15 protein-coding genes are annotated in these 21,954 nt (G+C 75.8%); 8 read left to right on the forward strand and 7 right to left on the reverse strand.

Annotation, left to right across the window (positions count from 1 at the left end; genetic code table 11):
• Nucleotides 1–324 precede the first annotated feature (324 nt).
• Nucleotides 325–969 (reverse strand): hypothetical protein, encoded by a 645-nt coding sequence (locus ACFVFR_RS23140; protein WP_383704691.1) that lies wholly within the window; start codon nucleotides 967–969, stop codon nucleotides 325–327.
• Nucleotides 966–1,676: a hypothetical protein gene (locus ACFVFR_RS23145; protein WP_383704693.1), complete on the reverse strand. Its 711-nt coding sequence runs from the start codon at nucleotides 1,674–1,676 to the stop codon at nucleotides 966–968. The genes ACFVFR_RS23140 and ACFVFR_RS23145 overlap by 4 nt, the downstream gene beginning before the upstream one ends.
• 292 nt (nucleotides 1,677–1,968) lie before the next feature.
• On the opposite strand from ACFVFR_RS23145, the gene ACFVFR_RS23150 reads away from it, so the two are divergent.
• Nucleotides 1,969–3,147, forward strand: a complete 1,179-nt coding sequence (locus ACFVFR_RS23150; RefSeq protein WP_383704695.1) for an acyl-CoA dehydrogenase family protein — start codon at nucleotides 1,969–1,971, stop codon at nucleotides 3,145–3,147.
• 181 nt (nucleotides 3,148–3,328) lie between these two features.
• On the opposite strand, the gene ACFVFR_RS23155 is transcribed toward ACFVFR_RS23150, so the two are convergent.
• Nucleotides 3,329–4,261, reverse strand: a complete 933-nt coding sequence (locus ACFVFR_RS23155) for a LysR family transcriptional regulator (RefSeq protein ID WP_383704697.1) — start codon at nucleotides 4,259–4,261, stop codon at nucleotides 3,329–3,331.
• 134 nt (nucleotides 4,262–4,395) lie between these two features.
• Between ACFVFR_RS23155 and ACFVFR_RS23160 the strand changes: the two genes are divergently transcribed.
• Complete coding sequence (locus ACFVFR_RS23160; protein ID WP_383704699.1) at nucleotides 4,396–5,709, forward strand: MFS transporter; 1,314 nt, start codon at nucleotides 4,396–4,398, stop codon at nucleotides 5,707–5,709.
• Between the two features lie 386 nt (nucleotides 5,710–6,095).
• On the opposite strand, the gene ACFVFR_RS23165 is transcribed toward ACFVFR_RS23160, so the two are convergent.
• The 3 genes from ACFVFR_RS23165 to ACFVFR_RS23175 all read right to left on the reverse strand — a co-directional run bounded on the left by ACFVFR_RS23165 (nucleotide 6,096) and on the right by ACFVFR_RS23175 (nucleotide 10,922).
• A complete protein-coding gene (locus ACFVFR_RS23165; RefSeq protein ID WP_383704701.1) occupies nucleotides 6,096–8,156 on the reverse strand; it encodes a M6 family metalloprotease domain-containing protein in 2,061 nt (686 codons plus the stop codon).
• Between the two features lie 542 nt (nucleotides 8,157–8,698).
• Entirely contained in the window at nucleotides 8,699–10,144 is a 1,446-nt protein-coding gene (locus tag ACFVFR_RS23170) for a glutamate decarboxylase (protein ID WP_383704703.1), read from the reverse strand.
• Between the two features lie 148 nt (nucleotides 10,145–10,292).
• Nucleotides 10,293–10,922: a TetR/AcrR family transcriptional regulator gene (locus ACFVFR_RS23175; protein WP_383704705.1), complete on the reverse strand. Its 630-nt coding sequence runs from the start codon at nucleotides 10,920–10,922 to the stop codon at nucleotides 10,293–10,295.
• 95 nt (nucleotides 10,923–11,017) lie between these two features.
• Here ACFVFR_RS23175 and ACFVFR_RS23180 point away from each other — a divergent pair, with 95 nt between their 5' ends.
• The 5 genes from ACFVFR_RS23180 (at nucleotide 11,018) to ACFVFR_RS23200 (ending at nucleotide 17,677) form a co-directional block, all read left to right on the forward strand.
• Nucleotides 11,018–12,487: an MFS transporter gene (locus ACFVFR_RS23180; RefSeq protein WP_383704707.1), complete on the forward strand. Its 1,470-nt coding sequence runs from the start codon at nucleotides 11,018–11,020 to the stop codon at nucleotides 12,485–12,487.
• A 172-nt stretch (nucleotides 12,488–12,659) separates the two neighbouring features.
• Nucleotides 12,660–14,261 carry an ABC-F family ATP-binding cassette domain-containing protein gene (locus ACFVFR_RS23185; RefSeq protein WP_383704709.1) on the forward strand — a complete coding sequence of 534 codons (1,602 nt, stop codon included), beginning with the start codon at nucleotides 12,660–12,662 and terminating at the stop codon, nucleotides 14,259–14,261.
• A 373-nt stretch (nucleotides 14,262–14,634) separates the two neighbouring features.
• Nucleotides 14,635–15,600, forward strand: a complete 966-nt coding sequence (locus ACFVFR_RS23190; protein WP_383704712.1) for a hypothetical protein — start codon at nucleotides 14,635–14,637, stop codon at nucleotides 15,598–15,600.
• A 221-nt stretch (nucleotides 15,601–15,821) separates the two neighbouring features.
• The gene (locus ACFVFR_RS23195; RefSeq protein WP_383704715.1) at nucleotides 15,822–16,580 is read left to right on the forward strand and encodes a sulfite exporter TauE/SafE family protein; all 759 of its coding nucleotides are present in this window, start codon (nucleotides 15,822–15,824) and stop codon (nucleotides 16,578–16,580) included.
• A gap of 86 nt (nucleotides 16,581–16,666) precedes the next feature.
• A complete protein-coding gene (locus tag ACFVFR_RS23200) occupies nucleotides 16,667–17,677 on the forward strand; it encodes a methyltransferase domain-containing protein (RefSeq protein ID WP_383704718.1) in 1,011 nt (336 codons plus the stop codon).
• A 59-nt stretch (nucleotides 17,678–17,736) separates the two neighbouring features.
• On the opposite strand, the gene ACFVFR_RS23205 is transcribed toward ACFVFR_RS23200, so the two are convergent.
• On the reverse strand, nucleotides 17,737–18,534 hold the full coding sequence (locus ACFVFR_RS23205) for a VOC family protein (protein WP_383704721.1): 798 nt from the start codon (nucleotides 18,532–18,534) through the stop codon (nucleotides 17,737–17,739).
• Nucleotides 18,535–19,163: 629 nt separating this feature from the next.
• On the opposite strand from ACFVFR_RS23205, the gene ACFVFR_RS23210 reads away from it, so the two are divergent.
• Nucleotides 19,164–21,551 (forward strand): ATP-binding cassette domain-containing protein, encoded by a 2,388-nt coding sequence (locus ACFVFR_RS23210; RefSeq protein WP_383704724.1) that lies wholly within the window; start codon nucleotides 19,164–19,166, stop codon nucleotides 21,549–21,551.
• Nucleotides 21,552–21,954: the final 403 nt, after the last annotated feature.

A 21,954-nucleotide genomic window follows, 5' to 3' on the forward strand; every position in this document is an offset into this window, starting at 1 on the left:
TCTCCCCCTCCACGCACACCATCCCCACACGGGGCAACCCCGAGGTCTTCGGGGCGGCGGGGCCCTCCCCCCCGCCGGGGCGCCCCGCGACCACGGGCGGGCGCCGTCGCACCGCTCCGCGCGCCCGCCCCGCGCCCCGACGGCCGCTCCCCGACAGCCGTCCGCCGCCCCGCGCCCCGACGGTCACCGGGCGCGCGCCGGCGGTGGCGTACGCGGGCCGGGGCGGGCCCGCCTCCGCGCCGCCGGCCCCGCGTCGCGCGAAGGGCTGTGCCGGGGTCGCCCCGGGAAGCCTCTACGTCCGCCGCGCGCGGGCGCCCGCCCCGTTCAGCCCGCGAGGCGGACGAGGGCGAGGAACGCGGCGGCTGCCGTGAGGCCGAGGGCCAGGATGGGGGCGGCCGGGGGGAGGCCGGCGGGGTGGAGCTGGCGGGCGGAGGCGAGGTGGGCGGGGTCCAGCCGGGCCGCGCGGGCGCGCCACTCGGCGGGCGGGTTGCTGGGGATGATGACGCGCCAGGGCTGGCCCGGGTCGTACTGGACCACGGCCCGGTCCCGGTGCAGCAGGTCCTGGACGTCGACCGGGTTGCGGACGCGGACACGGTACGGGGGACGGCCCTCGGGGGGCACCACGGTCAGGTCGAACTCGAAGACGCTGCTCTGGGCGTGCGGGTCGGCGGCGGGACGACCGTCGACCCGGCTCACCGCGCGCACCCCGTGCACGAGGGCGGGGGCGTACGCGCGCGGGCCCTCCGAGCGCAGTGGCCAGGCCGCGTCCCGGGTCGTGTCCCGTTCCGCGAGGGCGCCGAAGGCGGCCAGCGTGAGGGAGCCGGCGACCAGGCCGACGAGCAGGAGCCAGCGCGGGCCGAAGAGGGCGCCGTGCCCCAGGGCCGCGAAGACCACGCCGGTCAGCGCGATGCCGAGCAGCAGGTGGGGAGCCAGATAGCGGCGCGGGCCGCGCGCGGGGCCGGCGGTCACGAGAAGATCCGGCGGTCGCGGGGGGCGATGGCGACGCGGGTGCGCCGTGGGTCGTCGGGGTCGCGCGGGTCGTACACGGCCAGCACGGGGCGGCGCAGCGCGATCTGTTCGGTGACGGCCCGCACCTGGTGCGGGACGCCGTGCGCGTCGTGGAAGGAGACGGTGACCTCACCGTACGCGCCGCTCAGCCGCTCCCAGCCGGTGAGGGTGGCCGCGGCCGTGGCGTAGCGGCGGGTCAGGCGGCGCAGCGCGGCGGTGCGCCGGACGCTGACCGCCGCGCCCCACCAGGCCAACAGGCAGCCCAGGCCGGTGGCGGACCACAGGATGGTCAGCCAGTCGGAGACGGTGAACCCGGTGATGGGCAGCATGACGTGGAAGTCGGTCCGGGAGTCGTAGTCGACCTGGCCCTCGGCCACGGCGTCGTGCCAGCCGCTGACGCAGGCCAGCGCGCAGAGGACGAGGACCACGCCGCCGCTGGCACGGCGCAGGAACCGGGCGGCGAGGAAGCCGAGGGCCACGGCGGCGAAGGTGCCCAGGAGCGCGGAGCCGGCGGCGAACTGGTCGCTGGCGCAGCTCCCGGTGCCGTCGCAGGTCCACTCCACGGCGGACGCCTCGTGGCTGGAGGCGTACCACGCCACCCACACGAACCAGGCCATCAGCGCGCAGGACAGCGCGCGCAGCACATGTCCGTAGACCCTTGGTCGCACGCCGCCCCCTCGCCGTGCGGCCTCATCGGTGGCGGGCCGCGCCTGGGCGGACCTTATCCGGCCACCCCGCGCGCTGTCGGTGACCCCCGCCACGGGAGCGGGGCCGGGCGGCGCGCGGCGGGTGCGCGGGGGTGGCGCGCGACGTGCGGGGGGCCGGGCGGGGCGGCGGGGTCATGCGTGGCCCGTATGGGAGGCATACCTGCTTTTTATTGGCCTTTCCGGCCGGGTCGGGACACGATTTCGGTGGCGCGCCCGACCCGGGTGCGGCGCCCTTCGACAGGAGGCTCCCGCGATGGAGAACGACACCCCGTGTGCGGAATTGGCGCGCACGGCGGCGACTTTACGAAAGCGGCTCGCGGAGGATTCCGCCGAGGCGGACCGGGAACGCCGACTCAGCCTTTCGACGGTTTCCGCGCTCAGGGACGCGGGGCTTTTCCGGGTGATGACACCGAAACGCTGGGGCGGGCACGCGGCCGACGCGCGCACGCTGTTGGCGGTGACGAGCGAACTGGGCCGCGGCTGTGCCTCGGCGGCCTGGGTGGTGGGCGTGCTGAACGCCGGGAACGCCGCCACCGGGCTCTTTCCCGCGCGGGCCCAGGAGGAGGTGTGGGCGCGCCGGCCCGACGCGGCCGTGGCGCTCGTGCTGGCGCCGACCGCGACGGCCGAACCCGCCCCCGGCGGGCTGCGGGTGAGCGGGCGGTGGGCGTACGCCTCCGGCTCGGCGCACTGCGACGCGGCCGTGGTGGCGGTCCCGCGGCCGGGCGCCCCTGACGGGTCGGACGTCCGGTTGGCGTTGCTGCCGGCGCACGAGGTGAGCGTGGTGGACACCTGGCGGGTGGTCGGGATGCGCGGCACCGGCAGCGGCACGGTGCGGGCCGAGGACGTGTTCGTGCCCGAGCACCGGTTGCTGCCGCTCGCCACGGCCCTCGACGGGGCGCCGTCGGGCGCGCGCGGGGCCGCCGGGCGGCGTGGTGGCATCGCCGGCGTCCTGCTGACCTCGCTGGTGGGGTCCCTGCTCGGGGCGGCGCGGGCGGCGTTGGAGCACGTACGGGAGGCGGCGCCGGGCCGGGGGGTCGCCGCGTCCCGGTACGGCCGGCGCGGCGAGTCGGTCCCCTTCCAGCTCGCCCTCGCCGAAGCCGCCGGCACGCTCGACACGGCGCACTTCCACGCCGACCGGATGGCCCGGGTCTCCGACGAGCTCGCCGAGCGGGGCGCGCCGCCCGACCTCGCCGCGCGGGCCCGGGTGCGGGCGGACGCGGCGCGGGCGGCCCGCGCGTGCCGCGAGGCGGTCGAGACCCTGCTGGACGCGCACGGCGCGGCGGCCTTCGCGGAGGCCAGCCCGCTCCAGCGGATCTGGCGGGACATCGGTGTCGGCAGCCGGCACGCGGCGTTCGGCGTGGGCGTCCCGGAGGAGATGTACGGGCGCGCGCTGCTGGGCCAGGACCCGCGACCGGTGAGCTTCCTGCTGTAGCGCCGCGCGGCGAGCGGCGCGGCGAGGCGGTGGCGTGGAGGGCGGGTGCGGGCGGTGGGCGCGCGGGTGGCGGCGCGGGCGTGGGGCCGTGGGTGGCGGTACGGGCTGGCGTGCGGCGGGGCGGCGGCGTGGGCGGGGTCGCGCGACGGGCGTGTCCACGGCTCGGCGGGCGGGCGGTGGTTCAGGTGGGGCGCGGGGTGGCGGCGGGCGCGGTGGGGGCCGGGACGGGTGGGGTGAGGGCGTCGCGTAGGTGCTGGACGAACGCGCGGGCCGCCGGGTCGGTCGGGCCACCGGCGCGCCAGCCGAAGGCCAGGCCGGCCCGCAGGTCGGGCTCGGTGAGGGCGATGGTGCGCAGGGTGGCCGCGCGGGCGGCGGCGTAGGGCGCGGGCAGGATCGCGACGCCCAGCCCGTGGGCGGCGAGTTCGGCCAGCACCTGGGGGTCGCTGGCCTCGAAGGCGACGCGCGGTGCGAAGCCGGCCTCGGCGCAGCCGGCTTCCAGGGTGACGCGGGCGCCGACGCTGTGGTGGAAGGTGACCAGCGGTTCGTCCCGCAGCTCGACCAGGCGCAGGCTGGCGCGGTCGGCGAGCCGGTGGCGCGGGCTGACGGCGGCGACCAGGGGTTCGTCGGCGACGGTGAGCGAGTCCACCTCCGGTGGCGGGGTCGCGGAGGGGGCGAAGACCACCGCGTCGAACTGACCGTCCCGCAACCCGCTCAGCAGGCGGTCGGAGGTGGCCTCGGCGAGCGTGATCTCGATGGCCGGGTGACGGGCGTGGAAGTCGGCGAGCAGGCGGGGCATGTCGTGGGCGGTCGCCGACGAGGTGACCACGCCGAGCGAGACCCGGCCGCGCAGCAGCCCCACGTGTTCGTCCACGGCCTGTCGGACGCCGGCCACGGCGGCCAGCGCGGCGCGGGCGAACGGCATGACGGCCGCCCCGACCTCGGTCAGCCGCACGGTGCGCCCGGAACGGTCCAGGAGGGGCTGTCGGAGTTCCCGTTCGAGTTGGCGGATCTGGGTGCTCACGCCCGGCTGCGCGACATGCAGGAGGGCAGCCGCCCTGGTGAAGCTCTTTTCCTCCACCACGGCCACCAGGTATTCCAACTGCCTTATCTCCATGGGAGTTCAGCCTAACAGGGCGGTGGAGCGTATTGCCGGTGAACGGCATTCAGGCGCGGGCGCACTACGGCGACCCGCTTTCAGGGAATTGCACAGTTGCCGTGAAAGGCCTGTGCGGGAGAAGGGAAAAGGCGATGTCAGTGTCGAAGGGCCCGCCGTCCGAAAGGACCTCCACGGTGACCGTCCCGCTGCTGGGATTCGGTGTCCTCGCCGTGGCCACCAACGAGTTCGTCCTGGCCGGCATGCTGCCACGGCTCACCGGCTCGTTGGACGTCTCGCTGCCGACGGCCGGCCAGGTGGTCACGGTGTACGCGTTGGCCTGCGCGATCCTCGGGCCCGTCCTGGCGACGGTCACGGCGGCGTGGTCGCGCCGGGTGACATTGCTGTGCGCGGCGTGCGTCTACCTGGTGGGCACGGTCGGCGCGGCGCTCGCGCCGACCTTCGGCCTGCTGCTGGTGGCGCAGACGGTCGCGGCCGCGGGCACCGGGCTGTTCGTGCCGGTGGCGGCGGCCACGGCCGCGGCGCTGGTGCCGCCCGAGCGGCGGGGCCGGGCCATCGCCGTCGTCCTCACCGGCTTCACCGCGGCGACGGCCTTCGGCGCGCCGATCGGCACCGCGCTGGGCAGCGGCTTCGGGTGGCGGGCCACGATGTGGTTCGTCGCGGGGCTGGCGGCCGTCGGGATCGTGGGGCTGCTGGTCCTGGTGCCGCGCGTGATCGACGCGCCGCCGCCGGAGGGCCTGCGCCGCCGGCTGGCCCCGCTGGCCGACGTGCGCGTGGTGAGCACGCTGGGCACCACGATGGTGGCCTTCACCTCGGTGTACGTCCTCTACACCTACGTCGCCGAGGTCTTCGAGCCCGCCACGGGCGGCGCCGGCGGCCGGGTGGCCGTGCTGCTGTTCACCTTCGGGACGGTGGCCATCGTGGGCAGTTACGCGGCGGGGGCGCTGACCGACCGGCTCGGCGGTCGGCGGGTGGTGGCCCTGTGCCTGGTCTGGGTGGCGGCCTGCATGCTCGCGTTGCCGCTGGTCACGCACTCGTACCCGGCCTCGGTCGGGTACGTGGGGGTGCTGGCGGTGGCGGGGTTCAGCATGAGCGCGCCGCAGCAACACCGGCTGATCGGCCTGAACCCCGCGTTGGCGGCGGTGTTGGTCTCGCTGCACGCGTCGATCCTGTACCTGGCGATCGCGTTGGCCGGCGGTGTCGGCGGGCTCGGTGTCGCGCTCGGCGGCGCGGACAGCCTCGGGTTCATCGCCGCGGGGCTGGCCCTGCTCGCGCTCGGCCTCTCCGAACTGGCCCACCGCCTCGCCACCACCCGCCAGGCGCCGCCCCTCGCCCCGGCCCCGGGCTCGACCCCGACCCCGGCAGCGGCAACGGCAACGGCTGCGGCTGCGGCTGCGGCTGCGGACCCGGACCCGGCCGCGACAACGGACCCGCCCCCGTCCCCGTAGGGCCCCGGCCCGCCCGGGAGCCCGGCGCCGAGTCGGCCCGGGACGGGCGCCACCCCGTAAGTCGGCCCGCCGGCACGGGGGTCCGCACCGCGCGCCCCCGCCCGCGCGCCCACCCGATCTGCCCCGTACCCGCCCCCATGCCGGTCTCGGCCCCGTCGCCGCCGCGCACGACGGCGCGCGTCGATCCCCGTACGGCGGCACGCGCCGGCCGCGTACGACGGCACCCGGTGGCGTACGACGACGGCCGGCCCCCGACGCGGGCGCGTCGGGGGCCGGCCGGCAGTGGGTGTCGGACCGGTCGGCGCCGGCCCGGGGTGGAGGCCGCCCCGCCCCGGGCGCCGGGCGTGGCGCGCCGAGAGCGGGAACGGGGGCGGGGACGGGGGTGGTTACTTCCCGGACTTGCGCAGGGCGCAGGTCGCCTGGACGGTCTTGCTCGGGTCGCTCTCGGAGCGGGCGGTGAGGGTGATCCGGCCGCGCTGCTCGGCGCCGGGGCGCGCGGTCACGGCCACGTCCACCGGCACCGTGGTGCCGGCCTTGGCGGTGGCCAGGCGGTTGGGCAGCCAGGCGGACCAGCCACGGCCGGACGCCTTGGCCGAGAGCCGGTAGAGGTCCGAGTCCAGGTAGGGGGCGAGGTCCCCGGCCCGGTCACCGGAGGCCGGCGCCCCCGCCCCGGTGTTGGTCAGCGGGAAGACGCACTGGGCGCGCTCCTTGCCGGGCCGGCCCTGGGCGGTGCCACGGTCGAGGTCGAGCCCGCGGGCCTGGCGCCCGGAGCCGTCCAGCGAGCGCACGCCGACGGTGTAGGAGAGGACGCCGGCGGCGTCGCGCTCGATGTCGACGATGTAGAAGTGCAGCCGGTTGGCCTTGTCGACGTACTCGTACGAGCTGCCCGAGTCGGCGCCCGCGTGGAAGAGGGCGTCGCTGAGCTGCCGGTAGTCGCCCATGGTGATCTTCTGCTGGGTGCCGTCGGGGCGCGTGAAGTCGACCATGTCGATGTCCTCGGGGTGCGCGTCGACCACCCAGGCGAAGGGCGCCCGGTCGGCGTTCTTCGTCTTGCTGAGCAGGACGCCGTTGTCGGGCGTGAAGGAGTCCATGCCCATCCGGTCGACGACCTCGACGGTGTAGTTCTGGTAGCCGCCGCCGTCGCACAGCGGGTCGGTCGCGCGGTCGCAGGTGGGCGACAGGTCGCGGCCCATGGTGATGTTGACGCCGGTCAGCGCCTTCTCGCCGGGCGGGGCCGAGCGCGCGGTGACCCGGGCGACGACCGGGCCCGAGTCCTTCAGGGCGTCGCGGTCCAGCCGCAGCACGTCCTTGGCGTCCACGATGCCGAGCTTGAGCTTGTCGCGCAGCACGTGGTGGGCGCCCATCGAGGCGCCGGCGGTGGCCGGGGTGCGCCAGCGGGTGTGCGGACCGCCGGGCCCGTTGAACGAGCCGCGCGAGAGCATGCCCCAGATACCGGTGTACGAGCGGCTCAGCGGCTTGCCGTACGGGTTGTTGTAGTTGTCGGCGATGCCGAGGATGTGGCTGAGTTCGTGGGCGAAGACGGCCATGCCCGAGCTCTCGGCCTGGGTGCTGGAGCCGTCGGCGGCGTTGGGCCAGATGCGGGCGGCGGCCTGCCAGGAGGTCCAGGGCACGTACCGGGTGCTGGCCGCGTTGCTCTTGTCGGCGGTGGGCGTGGGCGGGCCCCACTGCCGGGGCACGCTCGTGGGGTCGGCGAACCTCATCTGGCCGAACTCCTGCCAGGCCGCCGACTCGTCGACGCCCGCGGTCAGGAAGAAGACGAAGTCGAACTCCTTGGGCTTGTCGGGGCCCACGTCCTTGGTCCAGGCGCGCTTGCCGTCGGCGCGGATGTCCTTGCCGCAGGTGTCGCCCACCGGGCAGGCGCCGGGGTTCATGCCCGGCTCGATGCCGTACTGGTGTGACTTGTAGGGGAGTCGGTAGACGCCGAAGGCCGTCAGGTCCACGCCGACCCGGCCGCCGGAGTCCTCCATCCAGTACTCGTTGATGGTGTGGCCCCGGTTGAGCTTGCCCGGCTTGTTCAGGAAGTCCTCGTAGAACTGGGGCAGTTTCGCGCGCGGCACGTTCGCCGCGTCGGGCGTCGGGTTGCCGAACTTGGCCTTGCCCGCGGGCTGGCTGACCGAGAAGCCCTCGTCGGGGTAGTCGAGCAGGACCAGGGCGCCCTTGAAGGTGCGGTCGGTGGGCTCCAGGTCCGGGTTGGCCCAGTCGGTACCGGGGACCGAGCGGTAGTCGGCCCAGGTCATGTCGTCCGGGTTGCGCCAGTTCTGCGGATCGATCGGGGTGGCGAGCGGGGGGCGGTGCGCGGGCCCGGAGTCCGGCGAGGCGCCGGCGGGGGCGACGGCCAGCGCGGCCAACACGCCGATCACCAGGGCCAGCAGGCCGACGCGCCGCGCGCGCCGGGCCGGCCGTGGCCGCGAGGCGTCGGGCGCCACCGGCCCGGAGCGGAGGCGGGGGACGCGGGATATGTGGGCCAGGCGGGCGGCGCGGGGCGTACACGAGACGCTACGGGCGCGCCGGGAGCGGGGCGCGCGGCGCGCGTGCGAGCGGTGGAGGAACAAGACTCACCTCGATGTCTGAGCACTGTCTGAGGTCATCGGGCGTGGACATGGCAAGTCGTTCGATGGGGGTTTCCCACCGCGGTCAAGGTAAGGCGGGGGGCGTTGGGACGCCAGAGTGCCGACGGCGTACCGCTGTGACGGGACCGGGCGAACACCGGCGACCCAGGTGGCGCCGCCTGGCCGCGCCGGGCGCCCGCGCCCGCGACCCGCCGGCCGGGGCGCGGCGCCGGGGCGCGGGTCCGTGGACCGCTGGCGGGCGCCCGTGGGCCGGGCGCCCGTGGGCCGGGCGGCGCGAATCCGGACGGCGCGGGTCCGTGGCGTAGCGACGGCGGCCCGGGGCGGTGGCGGGGCCCCCGCCGTGGCGGCGCGCCCCCGCACCCGCTCCGCCCCCGGGCCGCACCGGATCGGCCCGGGGCTCAGTGGTGGAAGGCGGTGCGCTCCGCGTCCGTGGGCGCGCCGGTGGTCAGCCGGTGCAGGCAGCGGCGCATGTCCGCCACGAGCAGGGCGATCTCGTCCCGGCCGACGCCGTGCCGGACCAACACCCGCTGGATGACGGTCTCGTGCCGGTCGGCGGGCAGCGGGTAGGCGGGGACCTGCCAGCCGCGCATGCGGAGCTGGTCGGAGAGGTCGTAGAGGCTGAAGGCCGATCCGCGCGGGTCGGTGAGGGTGTACGCGACGGCGGGCAGCGCGCCCTCGCCCGTGTACAGGAGGGTGAAGGGGCCCATCTCGCGTACCTGGTCCGCCAGGTAGCGCGCGGTGTCCGCGCACGCCTGCTGGACGCGGCGGTAGCCGGCCCGGCCCAGCCGCAGGAAGGCGTAGTACTGGGCGATGACCTCGCCGCCGGGGCGGGAGAAGTTGAGGGCGAAGGTGGGGATGTTCCCGCCGAGGTAGTCGACCTGGAAGACCAGGTCGGCCGGGAGCGCGTCGGCGTCGCGCCAGAGCGCCCAGCCCACGCCCAGCGGCGCCAGCCCGTACTTGTGCCCGGAGGCGTTGATCGAGGCGACCCGTGCCAGGCGGAAGTCCCAGACCAGGTCCGGCTGGAGGAAGGGCGCGACGAACCCGCCGCTGGCGGCGTCCACGTGGACGGGCACGTCCCAGCCCCGCTCGGCCTCGATCCGGTCCAGTTCGGCGGCGATCTCGGCGACCGGTTCGTAGTCGCACGTGAACGTGACGCCGAGGATCGCGACGACGCCGATCGTGTTCTCGTCCACGTACGCCGCGAGCTGGTGCGCCCGCAGCCCCGTCGCGCCCGGCTCCAGCGGCACCTGGCGCAGCTCGACGTCGAAGTAGCGGGCGAACTTCTCCCAGCAGATCTGTACGGGTCCGGCGACAAGGTTGGGGCGGTCGGTGGACTCGCCGCGTGCCTGCCGGCGCGCGCGCCAGCGCCACTTGAGCGCCAGCCCGCCGAGCATCGCGGCCTCGCTGGACCCGGTGGTCGAGCAGCCGACCGCGCCGCGCGGGCCCACGCCACCGCTGGCGCGCGCCCCGGCGGCCTCCTCGTCCTCGTCCTCGCCTCCGCCGCCGGTCGGCGCGTGCCACAGGTCGGCCAGGATGTTCACGCAGCGCGCCTCGATCTCGGCGGTCTGCGGGTACTCGTCCTTGTCGATCATGTTCTTGTCGAGGCACTCGTTCATCAGCCGGTGCACCTGGTCCTCGGACCAGGTGGTGCAGAACGTCGCCAGGTTCTGTGCCGCGTTGCCGTCCAGGAGCAGTTCGTTGTGCAGCAGTTCGTAGACCACCTCGGGCGGCGCGTGGTCCCGCGGCATCCGGTGCTTGGGCAGCACGTGCGAGCTCAGCGGCGACGCGAACACGTCGGCGAACGGGTCGTCCGCGTGCGGGTCCTTGGCTTCGTGCAGGGCCATTGACGTCATCCTCCGGCGACGGGCGGGCGATCCCCCCACCACGACGTATACCGGACACCTCCCGGCCCCGCCCCCCGGTGCTCCCTCCCCGGCGCGACCCCGCCGGGCACCCCCGCCGTACCCACCGGCCCTACCCACCGGCCGCGCCCTACGCCGTGGTCCCGTCCGGAGTCGGGGCCGGGCGGAACAGCTCCGCGAGGTGGTGGCGCAGGACCGCCCGCGCGGCCTCGGGCGGACGCTGGCCGACCAGGACGCTGGTGCCCAGGCCGTGGCTGAGGGCCAGCAGGCGGGCCGCCTCGGTCGCGGGGTCGGCGTCGGGGCGCAGTTCGCCGGCGGTCCGGGCCGCGGTGAGCGCGGCCGCGAGGTCGGCCTCCAGCCGGTCGGGGCCGGCCACGAAGGGGCGGGCGGCCAGCTCCGGGTCGGTCATCGCGAGCACCGCGTACGAGGTCCAGAGCAGGTGGAAGGCGCGGCTGGGCTCGTCGATGGGCAGCGCCTCGGCGCAGAACGCCTCGGTGAACGCCCGCGCCGTGACCGGGCTCGGCAGCCCGGCCAGCCGGCCCGACCAGCGCCGCCGGCTCTGCCGCTCCAGGTCGCCCAGGGTCGCGTGGACGAGCCCGGCCTTGGTCTCGAAGTAGTACTGCACCAGCCGCAGCGAGACGCCGGCCTCGGCCGCGACCGCGCGCAGGGTCACCGCGTGCAGTCCGGTGCGCGCGGCGACGCGCGTCAGCGCGGCGCTGATGTGCGCCCGGCGCTCGGCGTGATCGACGGTCCTCGGCATGCGCCGGCCCCCTGCCCGCTGACTCGGGCCCGCTCCCCAACGGGCCCCGGAACCTTTATGGTACCGCCGTACCATAAAACTGGGGAGGCGGTGCCATGGCCGGGCACGAGGCGCACGACCCGTCCCGAACCCCCGCCGACCGGGGCACCCCCGGCGGTGGGGAGCGCGCCGGGCCGGCCGAGGGCGGACCGGGTGCCGTGCTCGCGCTGGCCTGCGCGGCGCAGTTCATGGTCGTCCTGGACGTCTCGGTGGTGAACGTCGCGCTGCCCTCGATCAAGGAGTCGCTCGGGTTCGACGCGGTCGCCCTCCAGTGGGTGGTCGGCGCGTACGCCCTGGCCTTCGCCGGCCTGCTGCTGCTCGGCGGTCGGCTGGCCGACGTGTACGGCAGGCGGCGGGTCTTCCTCTGCGGCCTCGCGCTGTTCGCGCTGGCCAGCCTGGCCGGGGGGCTGGCCGACGCGCCGGGCGTGCTGATCGCCATGCGCGGCCTCCAGGGGCTGGGCGCGGCCGTGCTGGCGCCGGCCACGCTGACCATCCTGACCACCACCTTCGCCGACGGCCCGGCCCGCACCCGAGCGCTGGCCACCTGGACGGCGGTCAGCGCGGCCGGCGGCGCGGCCGGCAACCTCGTCGGCGGGGTGCTCACCCAGTCGCTGTCCTGGCGCTGGACGCTGCTGGTCAACGCGCCGATCGGGCTGGCCACGGGCCTGCTCGCGGTACGCCTGCTGCCGGCCGACCGCGTCCGCGCGGCGGCCACGCGCCTGGACGTACCGGGCGCGGTGCTGGCCACCGCCGGTGTGACGGGCCTGGTGTACGGCGTGACGCGGGCCGAGCGGGACGGCTGGACGGGCCCGGCCACGGTGGCCGGCCTGCTGGGCGGGGCGCTGGCGCTGGCCGGGCTGTGGTGGGTGGAGTCCCGGGCCGCCGACGCGCTGATCCCGCGCGCGCTGGTGCGCGCCCGCGCGGTGCGGGTGGGCAACGCGGTGATGCTGCTGGCGGGGGCGTGCTTCATCCCGATGTGGTACTTCCTCTCGCTGTACATGCAGGACGTGCTCGGCTACGGCGCGCTCGCCACCGGACTGGGGTTCCTGCCGCACGCGCTGGTCGGCGTGGTGGCGGCCCGACTCGCCCCGCTGGCCATGCGGCGCGTGGGCGCCCGCGCGCTGATCGCGCTGAGCGCTCTGCTCGCCGCGAGCGGCTTCCTGTGGCAGAGCGCGCTGGGGGCGCACAGCGGCTACGTGAGCGGGCTGCTCGGCCCCGCCGTGGTGATGTCCGCCGGGATGGGCCTGCTGATCACCCCGGTCACCACCACCGTCACCTCCGGCGTCGCCCCGGGAGCGGCGGGCGCGGCCTCGGGCCTGCTGAACGCGGCCCGTCAGGTGGGTGGCACGTTCGGGCTGGCCGCCCTGGTCAGCGTGGCCGGCACGGCCACCGACCCGGTCACCGGCTACCGCCGCGCGTTCCTCACCACCGCCGCCCTGTGCGCCCTGGTGGCGGCCCTGGCCCGCGCCCTGCCCCCGACCACGCCCACCCGGCCGGGGACGGCGGCCACGCCGGCCGAACGGTGAGGGCCGGACGGTGAGGGCCGTGGGGGCCGGACGTGGGGCCAGCCGAAACCCGGGTGCGCTCCGGCGGCCGGGCGCCTAGCGTGGCGGGCATGTCCACGCCCCGGATCTCCTAGCTCAGGCACACGCTTCCACGCCACCCGTGTGTCCTCTCGCTTATCCGGAGCGTTCTCTCGTGATCACTGTTCGCGGTCTCGACGTGCGGGCGGGTGCCCGCCTGCTGCTGTCCGACCTCTCCTTTCACATCGCCCCCGGCGACCGCGTCGGCCTGGTCGGCCGTAACGGCGCGGGCAAGTCCACGCTGTTGTCGCTGCTGGCCGGCCGGGTCAGGCCGGCCGTCGGCACCGTCACCCACACCGGCCCGGTCGGCTACCTCCCACAGGACCCCCGTGCCGCCGACCCCACGGCCACCGTCACCGACCGGGTGCTCTCCGCCCGTGACCTGGACCGGGCCGTGGCCGCGCTGCGGGCCGCCGAGACGGCCATGGCGGGGGCGGCGGGCGGCCCCGCGCAGCGCGGGGCGATGGCCGCGTACGTCCGCGCCGAGGCCGAGTTCCAGTCCCGTGGCGGGTACGCCGCCGAGGCCGAGGCCGCCCGGGTCGCGGCCGGTCTCGGACTGCCCGAGGACGCCATGGGCCGGCCCGTCGGCGAGCTCTCCGGTGGCCAGCGGCGCCGCGTCGAGCTGGCCCGCGTCCTGTTCGCCGGGCGGGGCACGCTGCTGCTCGACGAGCCGACCAACCACCTGGACGCCGACTCGCGCGGCTGGCTGCGCGCCTTCCTCGCGGCGCACCGGGGCGGCCTCGTCCTGGTCAGCCATGACACCGAGCTCATCGCCGACACCGTCAACCGGGTCTTCCACCTGGACCCGGGCACCGCCACGCTGACCGCGCACAACACCGGCTGGCACACCTATCTCGCCCAGCGGGCCGCGCACGAGCGGCGGGCGGGCCGGGAGCGGGCGAACGCCGAGCGGAAGGCGGCCTCACTGCACGCGCAGGCCGACAAGATGCGGGCCCGGTCCGCCACCGCCGTGGCCGCGAAGAACATGGCCCGCCGCGCCGACCGGATGCTCGCCGACCTGGAGCCGGCCCGGCGGCGCGAGAAGGTGGCCAGGTTCCGGCTGCCGGAGCCCGTCCCGTGTGGCCGGATGCCGCTCGGCGCGGTCAGCCTGGCCAAGGCGTACGGGGGCCGCCCGGTGCTCGACGGGGTGGACCTGGCCGTGGACCGGGGCAGCCGGCTGGTCGTCCTGGGCCACAACGGGGCCGGCAAGACGACCCTGTTGCGGCTGCTCGCCGGCCACGAGCGACCCGACGCCGGCCGGGTGGTGGCCGGCCCGGGGCTGCGCCTGGGCTACTTCGCGCAGGAGCACGACACGCTGGACACCGGCCGCACCGTGCGGGAGAACCTGGCCGGCGCCGCGCCGGGGCTCACCGACGGCGAGGTGCGACGGGTGCTGGGCTCCTTCCTGTTCGGCGGGGACGACGCGGACAAGCCCGCCGGTGTCCTGTCCGGCGGCGAGCGGACCCGGCTCGCGCTGGCCGGTCTGGTGCACTCCGGCGCGAACGTCCTGCTCCTGGACGAGCCGACGAACAACCTCGACCCGGCCTCCCGGGACGAGGTGCTCGGCGCCGTCGGCACCTACCCAGGCGCGATCGTCATGGTCACCCACGACGAGGACGCCATCGCCGCCCTGCGCCCGGACCGCGTCCTGCTGCTGCCGGAGGCGGCCGAGGACCTCTGGAACGAGGAGTACCTGGGCCTGGTCGGGCTGGACTGAACGCCGGCCCGGGAGCCCCGCCGGAGCCGGGCCTCGGCCCCGCTCCGGCGCGCGGATGGCGACCGGGGGGCGGGCGCGGCGCGACCGGGGTGGGCGGCCGGGGCCGAGGTCGGACGAGCCGGCCGGGGCCAAGGCCAGGCGGGGCGGCCCGGACCCGCGCCGGGCGGGCTGGCCGGGACCGGGGACGGTGGACGCGGACAGGGGACGGCGGACGGCGGACGGCCGCACCGTACGCGCCCCGGTCCGACCCCCTCGGGCGCTTCCCCCGTACGGGTGATGGCCGCCTGGTTGCGGCGCCGTCGCCGGGCGGTGGGGCCTAGCTTGGCGCGTCGGTGAACCTGGTGGCTGGTTCCGCTGACCGGAGGTGCTTCCCGTGCAAGGTCCCGCCCCGCAAGACGACCGGCGCACCGAGGCGGCCACCCGCGCGCCGGGCGCGCTCTCCCCCCGCGACGTGGACGCGCTGCTGGCCGAGCTCGCCTCCGCCGCCGGCCAGGTACTGGCCGAGTCCGAGGCGGCGGAGCGGCGGATGACGGAGCTGACCGACGCCGACGAGGAGTGGGTGGAGCGCGACCGGGCGGCGGGGCGCGGCGTGTTCGCGCCGGCGGCGGCCCTGGCGTCGGTGCGCTCCCAGCTCGCGGCGCGCACCGCGAGCGGGCACCGGGAGGCCGCGCGCGCCTTCGTCTCCTGGTGGGCCGACGCGGCGACGGTCGCCCTGGTCACGGCCGCCTGCCACGCCTGGCCGCACGAGATGCGCATGGTGGCCGCCAACCCGATGGTCGCCATGGACGACGACGACCTGGCCCAGCTGCCGAAGATCTCCGACCACTCCCGCCAGCTCATCGAGCTGGGCGCGCACATGCGCGACAACGGGGACGGGCTGCGCGAGATGGTCACCGACCTGGCCGTGCGCAGCGGCGTGCGCATCGGGCGGGACGCGCGTGGCGCGGTGACGGTCTACGAGGACGGGCAGCCCGACGCGCGGCGCCACCGGCTGTGGGGCAACCGCTGGGCCGACCACCAGGTGCCCGCGCTGCCGACGTCCGAGCAGCTCGACGTGTTGCTGGGCCAGGCGCCCGGCGACGTGCTGGCCCCGCTGCACGCCGCGATCGCCGCCATCGACGCGACGTTGGTGGCCAAGGCGCACGCCGAGCGACTGCGCGCCAAGAGCGGCCCGTGGACGCCCGCCGAGATGATCGAGTTCGACGCGCTCTCCGCCCAGGTCGACGGCCTCACCCGGCAGTTGGCCCACTACGCGCGGGCCGCGACCGCCAGCGTGCCCGCGGCCCGCGCCCTGGCCCGCCGCCCCGGGCGGACGCCCGCCGCCGCGAGCGCCGACTGACCCACGCCGCGGGCCGCCGCCGGGCCGCCACCGGGAACGTCGGCTGGGCCCGGCCCCGGGGCGCGCGCCCGCCCCGGGCCAAGCTCGCGCTGGGGTACCCACAAGCGATGTCGGGGATTGACGTGGGCTTTCACCACGGTTGACGATCTTTGGGGGCCCGGCCGCACCGGCGCCCGTCGCGAGCCGGACCCTCCGGTGCCGCAGCGATCGGAGGGTGAGCCGTGGAGGCGCTTGAGGCGGTGGCCATCGGGGCCGCCGGAGTCGTGGCCGGTGGGATGAACGCGGTCGTCGGCTCCGGCACCCTCATCACCTTCCCCACCCTGTTGGCGTTCGGCTACCCGCCCGTGGTCGCCAACGTCTCCAACAACATCGGCCTGGTGCCCGGCTCGATCAGCGCCGCGTACGGCTACCGGCGTGAGTTGCGCGGCCAGCGGCGGCGGGTGCTGCGGTTCGCGCTCGCCTCGCTGATCGGCGGGCTGACCGGCGCGCTGCTGCTGCTCAAGCTGCCCGCGTCGGCCTTCGACGCGGTGCTGCCCGTCCTCATCCTGACCGCCTGCGTCCTCGTCATCCTCCAACCGCGCCTCAACCGCTGGCTGAGCGGGCGCAAGGACGGCCCGCGCCACCAGGACGGCGGCCTGCCGGTGTGGTGCGGCATCCTGGGCACGGGCGTGTACGGCGGGTACTTCGGCGCGGCCCAGGGCGTGTTGATGATGGCGATCTTCGGCGTCTTCCTGGACGAGGACCTGCAACGCCTGAACGCCGTGAAGAACGTGCTCGGTTCCGTCGTCAACGGCGTGGCCGCCGTCGTCTTCATCGTCGTCGCCGACGTCTCCTGGACGGCGGCGGCCGTGGTCGCCTCCGGCGCCATCGTCGGCGGCCTGATCGGCGCCCGCGTCGGCCGCAAGCTGCCGCCGACCGTGCTGCGCGGCGTCATCGTGACGATCGGGATCACCGCGTCCGTGGTGGTCATCGTCCGCTGAACCGCCCCGCCCGACCCACGCCCCCCGGCCCTTTTCCGCCCGCGCGAGGCTGGGCAGCGGGCCACCGCGAACGGCAGGCTGACCCCATGGACACCGCACCGCCGCCCCACCCGACCGACCCCGCGCCCGCCACACCCCCCGCACCCCCGCCCGACCCACCGACCGCGACCGACCACGCCGTACGCGACCGCTCCGTACGCGACCACGCCGCCCCCGACCGGGCCGTACGCGCGCCGGCCGGCCGCACCGCGCCCGCCGACCCCGCCCCCGGTGAGCCCGGCCGGAGCCACTACGTGCACGGCTACTCGCAGCGGGAGGCGCGGCGGTTGGGGGACCAGGCCGACACGCTCGCCGCGCTGCTGCACGACGGCACGGTCTACCCGGCCGGCAGCCGGGTCCTGGAGGTCGGCTGCGGGGTCGGCGCGCAGACCGTGCACCTGGTGCGCGCCAGCCCGGGGGCGCGCCTGGTGGCGGTGGACCGGGACGCCGCCTCCCTCGCGCAGGCCCGCGCGCGCGTGGCGGCCCACGCGCCCGGGGCCCGGGTCGGGTGGCAGCGGGCGGACCTGTTCGCGCTGCCCTTCGCCGACGCGTCCTTCGACCACGTCTTCGTCTGCTTCGTCCTGGAACACCTGCGGGACCCGGTCCGGGCCCTGGTCGGGCTGCGCCGGGTGCTGCGCCCCGGGGGCGGGCTGACCGTGATCGAGGGCGACCACGGCTCGGCGTACTTCCACCCCGACAGCGCGCCCGCGCGCGCCGTCATCGGGCACCAGGTCGCGCTCCAGGCGGCCGGCGGCGGCAACGCGCTGACCGGCCGCGCGCTCCAGCCGCTGCTGACCGCCGCCGGGTACGCCGACGTCGCCGTCCGGCCGCGCACGGTCTACGCCGACGCGACCCGGCCCCACCTGGCGGCGGGCTTCACCCGCGACACGTTCATCCCCATGATCGAGTCGGTGCGCGACGAGGCGCTCGCGGCGGGCCTGACCGAGCTGGCGGACTGGGAGCGGGGCATGGCCGACCTGCGCCGAACGGCCGAGGACGGCGGCACGTTCCACTACACGTTCGCCAAGGCCACCGCCCGCAACCCGGCCACGCCCTGAACCCGTCACCCGCCGCGCGGGGCGCCGCCCGGCATCGCGGGGCGCCGCGCCGGGCCGGCTCACGCCACGTCGGTCATCCTCGGCATCTCGCCCACCGTCGTGTGCACGTCGATGACGGCGAACGCGGCGCCCTGCGGGTCGACCAGAGCCGCGAACCGGCCGAAGGGGGTGTCCTGGGGGCCGAAGTGCGCCTGCCCGCCGCTCGCGGTGGCCCGGGCGACGGCGGCGTCGCAGTCGTCCACCGCGAAGTAGACCTGGATGTGCGCGGGCACCTCGGCCGGGAAGTCCTCGCCCATCCCCATCCGGCCGAGCACCGGCCCCGCGTCCAGGCTCAGGACCCTGAAGTCCATCTGGTCGTCGTCGACGCGCTGCGCCCGGTAGGGGAAGACGGCGCCGAAGAAGGCGTCGGAGCGCTCCGGTTGGCGGGTGAAGACCTCGGCCCAGCAGAACGCGCCGGGCTCGCCCCGCCGTTCGAACCCCTCGTGCCGGCCGGCCTGCCAGACCCCGAAGGCCACCCCGGCGGGGTCGCGGGCGAGCACCATCGTGCCGAAGTCGCCGACGCGCATCGGACCCATCACGACCTCGCCCCCGTGCTCGCGGATGGTGGCGGCGGTGGCCTCGGCGTCGTCGGAGGCGAAGTACAGGCACCACGCGGAGTGCGCCGGGTCGCCGGGCATGGGCGGGACGACGGCGGCGACGGCCTGGCCGTCCGCGTACGCCTGCGTGTACGCGCCGAACTCCGTGGCGCGCTCGCCGAAGGTCCAGCCGAGCACGTCACCGTAGAACCGCTTGGCGCCGTCGAGGTCGGCGAACATCGCGTCGGCCCAACACGGGGTGCCCTCCGGGTAGGCGGTCATGGCCCTCACGTCCTCTCGCTCGCTGCGCCGGCCCGCGCGGCCCGGCGGCTCCCAGTTTTCTCACGCTAGTCAGTCCCGGTCCGTTCCGCGCGGGGAGAACGCGCCGGGAACCCCGCATTCCGCGACACTCCGACGCGGCCCGCGCGGATTCCCCGCGGCGACGTCCGAGACCCTCCCCGTACCGCGTTTCGGCCGCGTGTTCCGACCGAAATACGACCCGCTTCCGCACCCCGCACCGGAATTTCCGCACGGAACGCGAACCGACTCCCCGGCGCCCCCTCGGCCGGGCCGCCCGCACGCCCGTTCCGGCCGGCAGCGGGCACGAAGCGCAGTTCAAGACGGTGCGGATCGCGGTCGGTTCGCGGCGTACGTGCCACGGACCCGTGCGCCCCATTCTCCACCACATCGAGGTCAGTAACAGTCCTCGGGACGAAATTCAGGTCCGTAATTCCGACAGGCGATAGCGTACGTTCCGGCAAGCGAAATCCGCCCGCTCGACCGCTGTCGAGAGGAAAAGAAAAACTCCCGATCCATTGCCGGAGGGGGTAATGTCTGCGCACCGTCCCGCCTTTCTTCCCGCCGTGCCCGGTGCCGTCCTGTCGCCGACCCGGCAGTCAAGGAGCTTCGCCATGCCCGCTGTCCCGCCGCCCGCCTCGCCCAACCCGTTCGCCTCGCCCGTCTCGCCCGTGGCACGGGCGAGCACGACGAGCGGCCCGGCCCGCACCGGGGACGGGGCGGCGGCCGCGGCGGCCACCGCCACCACCGCGGCCGATCAGCACGCCGTGATCCAGGTGCGCGGGGCCCGGGAGAACAACCTGCGCGACGTCTCGCTCGACATACCCAAGCGACGGCTGTCGGTGTTCACCGGCGTCTCCGGCTCGGGCAAGTCCTCGCTGGTCTTCGGGACGATCGCGGCCGAGTCGCAGCGGCTGATCAACGAGACGTACACGGCGTTCGTGCAGTCGTTCATGCCGAGCCTGGGCCGCCCGGACGTGGACGCGCTGCACAACCTGAGCGCCGCGATCGTCGTGGACCAGGAGCGGATGGGCGCCAACTCCCGTTCCACGGTGGGAACCGCGACCGACGCGTACACGATGCTGCGCATCGTCTACAGCCGCCTGGGCACCCCGCACATCGGCACCTCCAGCGCGTTCAGCTTCAACGTCGCCGAGGGCATGTGCACCCGGTGCGAGGGCGTCGGCGAGGTCTCGGAGATCGACGTCGACCAGTTGGTGGACCGCGACAAGTCGCTCAACGAGGGCGCGATCACGGTGCCCGGGTTCGCCGTGGACTCCTGGTACTGGCAGGTCATGGCGCACTCCGGGCTCTACGACCCGGACACCCGGCTGCGCGACTTCACCGAGACCCAGTGGGCGGACTTCCTCCACAAGCCGAGCACCAAGATCAAGGTCGGGTCCAACAACCTCACCTACGAGGGCCTGGTGACCAAGGTGCAGCGGGTCTACCTCAGCAAGGACCGCGAGTCGATGCAGGCCCACCTGCGGGCCTTCGTGGATCGGGCCGTCGTCTTCGCCGCCTGCCCGGACTGCGGGGGCGCCCGGCTCAACACCGCCGCGCTGTCCAGCGTCATCGACGGCGTCAACATCGCCGCGTGCTCGGCGATGCAGATCAGCGACCTGGCCGCGTTCGTACGCGGCATCGACGACGTCTCCGTCGGCCCGATCGTCACCGCCCTGCGCGAACTCCTGGACTCCCTGGTCGAGATCGGCCTGGGTTACCTCAGCCTGGACCGCGCCTCGGGCACCCTGTCCGGCGGCGAGGCCCAACGCGTGAAGATGGTCCGCCACCTGGGCTCCAGCCTCACCGACGTCACCTACGTCTTCGACGAACCGACCGTGGGCCTGCACCCCCACGACATCCGCCGCATGAACGACCTCCTGCTACGACTGCGCGACAAGGGCAACACCGTCCTGGTCGTCGAGCACAAACCCGAGGTCATCGCCATCGCCGACCACGTCGTGGACCTGGGACCCGGCGCGGGTTCCGAGGGCGGCCGGCTCTGCTACGCGGGCGACGTGCCCGGCCTGCGCGCCTCCGACACGCTCACCGGCCGGCACCTGGGGCACCGGGCCCGGCTGCGCGAGCGGGTGCGCGAGCCGCGTGGCTGGCTGGCGATCCGTGGGGCCGACGCGCACAACCTGAGGAACGTGGACGTGGACCTTCCGGAGGGCGTGCTCACGGTGGTCACCGGCGTCGCCGGGTCCGGGAAGAGCTCGCTGATCCACGGGTACCTGAGCGGCCGGGAGGGCGTGGTCGTGGCCGACCAGTCGCCCATCCGGGGTTCGCGCCGCTCCAACCCGGCCACCTACACCGGCCTGCTGGGCCCGATCCGTACCGCCTTCGCTAAGGCCAACGGCGTCAAGCCGGCCCTGTTCAGCGCCAACTCCGAGGGCGCCTGCCCGAACTGCAACGGCCTGGGGCTGGTCTACACCGACCTGGCCATGATGGCCGGCGTGGCCTCGACCTGCGAGGAGTGCGAGGGCAAGCGGTTCACGCCCGAGGTGCTGACGTACACCCTGCGGGAGAGGAACATCAGCGAGGTGCTGGGCATGTCGGTGACCGAGGCGTACGCGTTCTTCCCCACCGGGCAGGCGCACACCGTCCTCGGTCGCCTCAGCGACGTGGGCCTGGGCTACCTGCGCCTCGGCCAGCCCCTCAACACCCTCTCGGGCGGCGAGCGCCAGCGGCTGAAGCTGGCCATCCACATGGCGGAGAAGTCCTCCACGTACGTCCTGGACGAGCCGACGACCGGACTGCACCTGGCCGACGTGGACAAACTCCTGGCCCTGCTCGACCAGTTGGTGGACGCGGGCAACACGGTCGTGGTCATCGAGCACCACCAGGCGGTGATGGCCCACGCCGACTGGCTCGTCGACCTCGGCCCCGGCGGCGGCCACGACGGCGGCCGGGTCATCTTCGAGGGCACCCCCACCGACCTGGTCACCAAGGGCGAGACCCTGACCGCCGAGCACCTGCGGGAGTACGTGGCCGGCTGAGCGGGCCCGCTGGCGCGGGGCCCGGACCGGGCGCGGTGCCGCCGGTCGGGCCCGGCGCGGCGCGGGCCGCGCGGGGTGCCGGCCCGGCCGGGGCCCGCGCGGCGCCCGGACCGCTCGCATGCCCGCTCAGGAGCCGTCGGCGCCCGCACCGGGCGGCTGTCGGAGGGCCAGGCTGGTCCTCGTGGGATCACCCGAGATGTCGACGTGGATCACCGACTCGTCGGAGCGGGTGTAGCTCCAGGGCGGGGGCGTCGGGCCCGGGGGGGGGCGGGGGCCCGGGGGGGCGGGGGCGGGGGGGGGGGGGGCGGCGCGGGGGGGGGGGGGCCCCCCCCCCCCCCCGGCCCAACACATAGGCGGCGCGCAGGTCCCAAAACAGCGCCGGCAGACCCCCCCCCCGCAGGGG

The organism is Streptomyces sp. NPDC057702 (genome assembly GCF_042799315.1).
Lineage (GTDB): Bacteria > Actinomycetota > Actinomycetes > Streptomycetales > Streptomycetaceae > Streptomyces.

What these genes read in the sequence shown, in the direction of transcription:
- ACFVFR_RS23150 (WP_383704695.1), top strand. Translation starts at nt 1,969, where the DNA reads ATGGAGAACGACACCCCGTGTGCGGAATTGGCGCGCACGGCGGCGACT.
- ACFVFR_RS23155 (WP_383704697.1), bottom strand. Translation starts at nt 4,261, where the DNA reads ATGGAGATAAGGCAGTTGGAATACCTGGTGGCCGTGGTGGAGGAAAAG.
- ACFVFR_RS23160 (WP_383704699.1), top strand. Translation starts at nt 4,396, where the DNA reads ATGTCAGTGTCGAAGGGCCCGCCGTCCGAAAGGACCTCCACGGTGACC.
- ACFVFR_RS23170 (WP_383704703.1), bottom strand. Translation starts at nt 10,144, where the DNA reads ATGGCCCTGCACGAAGCCAAGGACCCGCACGCGGACGACCCGTTCGCC.
- ACFVFR_RS23175 (WP_383704705.1), bottom strand. Translation starts at nt 10,922, where the DNA reads ATGCCGAGGACCGTCGATCACGCCGAGCGCCGGGCGCACATCAGCGCC.
- ACFVFR_RS23180 (WP_383704707.1), top strand. Translation starts at nt 11,018, where the DNA reads ATGGCCGGGCACGAGGCGCACGACCCGTCCCGAACCCCCGCCGACCGG.
- ACFVFR_RS23200 (WP_383704718.1), top strand. Translation starts at nt 16,667, where the DNA reads ATGGACACCGCACCGCCGCCCCACCCGACCGACCCCGCGCCCGCCACA.
- ACFVFR_RS23205 (WP_383704721.1), bottom strand. Translation starts at nt 18,534, where the DNA reads ATGACCGCCTACCCGGAGGGCACCCCGTGTTGGGCCGACGCGATGTTC.
- ACFVFR_RS23210 (WP_383704724.1), top strand. Translation starts at nt 19,164, where the DNA reads ATGCCCGCTGTCCCGCCGCCCGCCTCGCCCAACCCGTTCGCCTCGCCC.